General features: G+C 64.6%; 2 protein-coding genes and 1 tRNA gene. 2 read left to right on the top strand and 1 reads right to left on the bottom strand.

Annotated features, from left to right (window positions below):
• The first annotated feature begins 468 nt into the window (after positions 1 to 468).
• Positions 469 to 547 (top strand) — tRNA-Gly (locus ABD323_RS40610).
• A 27-nt stretch (positions 548 to 574) separates the two neighbouring features.
• On the top strand, positions 575 to 913 hold the full coding sequence (locus tag ABD323_RS40605) for an HNH endonuclease (RefSeq protein WP_184916268.1): 339 nt from the start codon (positions 575 to 577) through the stop codon (positions 911 to 913).
• On the opposite strand, the gene ABD323_RS40600 is transcribed toward ABD323_RS40605, so the two are convergent.
• Positions 910 to 1,392 carry a Rossmann-fold NAD(P)-binding domain-containing protein gene (locus ABD323_RS40600; RefSeq protein ID WP_344447133.1) on the bottom strand — a complete coding sequence of 161 codons (483 nt, stop codon included), beginning with the start codon at positions 1,390 to 1,392 and terminating at the stop codon, positions 910 to 912. The two genes, ABD323_RS40605 and ABD323_RS40600, sit on opposite strands and share 4 nt — an antisense overlap.
• Positions 1,393 to 2,085: the final 693 nt, after the last annotated feature.

Raw genomic sequence — 2,085 nt, 5'->3', positions numbered from 1 at the left:
CAAGCGAACCGCCTACATCGAAGCGGCAGACTGACATGGCCGTTGACGCACTCGACCCCGGCCCGGACGGGACCTATCCGTACTTTCCCCGCGATGCGCAGGGGTGGCCCGTGTGGTCCGACTCTCCAACTGGCCTGCCAGTAACCAACGGTGGGTCGCCGATGCCGCGAGGTGTCCAATCGATGCGCGCCCCCCACGCCCCCGGCCGGCTGCTGGCCGTCGACGTGACACCGAGGCAGTCGGACGGCCGACCGATCAACCCGCCGGTAGTCCCGCCGGAGTCGTGAGGCAGAGCGAGGGGACCGCACCAGCCCGAGTAACGGCGTCCGCCAGGGCGCACCGAAAGGGACTAACCGAGTGCGGTCCCCACCGCCCCGCGAGGGGCACTAGGACCAACAGGAACGACACCAACGGCGGAAGCTCCGGGGTGTCCGAGGCAGGGGTGAAGCGGTTCGCCTGCCACACAGAGCCCACCTAGCCCAAACGGCGAGGCAGCGCGCCAACCACGGCGCGTGTCATCCCGGTTCGAGTCCGGGGGCGGGCACCAGGACCCAACTACCAACCAGGGGGCATCGTGCGCTGTATCGACTGCCCCGACGCACCGACGCACCGGGGGCGCTGTAGAGCCCATCACACGGCCTACGAAGCGCGTCCGAGTGTTCGAGCCCGTAGACGGCTGCAACGGCTGGTCTCACGCCACCACAGCGGCACCGAGAGGCTTCGCCGGCTGGTCGACCGAGCGGGCTCGGCACGGTGCGAGCTGTGCGGCGAGGACTTCCCCGCCGAGCTGGTCGACATAGACCACCGGACCCCGCTCGCCCTCGGTGGCGAGGACACAGACGCGAACGTGTGGGCGCTCTGTAGGGCCTGCCACAGGCTCAAGACAAGTGAAGACTTTGAAGTCATCTATTAGTCTAGTTTGTCTTCTTTTTCTTCGATGCTCTTCAGGGCCAATTTTCTACTTTCGTGGCGATAGACGGTAATTTCGATGAACTTCACAAAGGGAATTGCCAAGGCTCCAACGAAACCCACCCCCACGATGGTAACGAGATACGCCGCATTCCAACTCCCGGGATCGGGTCCGGGACTGTTTGCCAAAAATCTCAAGCAAAGCATTACTGCATGACCTGCGCCCCCCGCATAGAAGTAAGCAAAGATTCCGGCGACGACCCATGGCTGGAAGTGCTGGTGAGACTCCCTAATCGTTTCCGCCTCTACGGATCCGCTCTCGTACTTTAAATTCTCCAAGCGGGCCTTCTGTCGAAGGGCGTGAGCTTTCTTGTCTTTTCGTTGCAGCTCTGCATGTGCAGCGTTAATCTGGACGGCAATGGCGATACTTAATGCCGGAATGATTACCGCGCATTGCTTTGCCAAATCGGGCGTCATGTCCATAAATAAATCATGCAACCGGCGTCACAAGCCCGCGACTCTTGGAGCGCCATGCCGCGAAAGCCTCGCCCCCCATGCTCGGTGCCCGGGTGCCCCGAGCTGACCACTGGTGGTCGTTGCCCTCGCCACCAGGCCGAGGCGGACGCACAGCGCGAGACACCAGGCGGAAGCGCGTACGGCCCTCGCTGGCCACGCATCCGGAAGGCGTTCATCTACGCGCACCCGTGGTGTCTGCTCTGTGCTCGCGCTGCGGTGGTGGCTGACCACTTCCCCGAGTCGCGCCGATCGCTGGTCGCCCGAGGCGTGCCCGATCCTGACGCTTGGTCACGGCTCCGCCCGCTGTGCACGTCGTGTCACAGCCGCGAGACGGCCGTTCACCAGCCCGGAGGATGGGCCAGCGAGCGCGTCAAGCCCCTCCGAGGCCCTGACCAGGGGCGTTGCCCAGGGGGGTGACTCCCCTCCCGGGGCCCAAAGCGCGGGCGGGAGGCAAAAAACTCTCGCCGGAGCTGTGACCGTTTTTGGGCAGCCCGGCATCCCGGACACGATGCCGAGAGGAGACCGAATGGCCGACCGATACCGACCCACACCCGCCAACGTGCGGGTACGGGAAGGGAATCCATCCAAACGAGAGATCAAAGAGGGGGTGATCGTCCCGCGCGCCGTGCTCACCGAACCCGACTGGCGGCAGGTGTTCAC

This window comes from Kitasatospora nipponensis (genome assembly GCF_039528135.1).
GTDB classification, from domain to species: domain Bacteria; phylum Actinomycetota; class Actinomycetes; order Streptomycetales; family Streptomycetaceae; genus Kitasatospora; species Kitasatospora nipponensis.
This window is presented reverse-complemented; position numbering and strand designations above follow the sequence as displayed.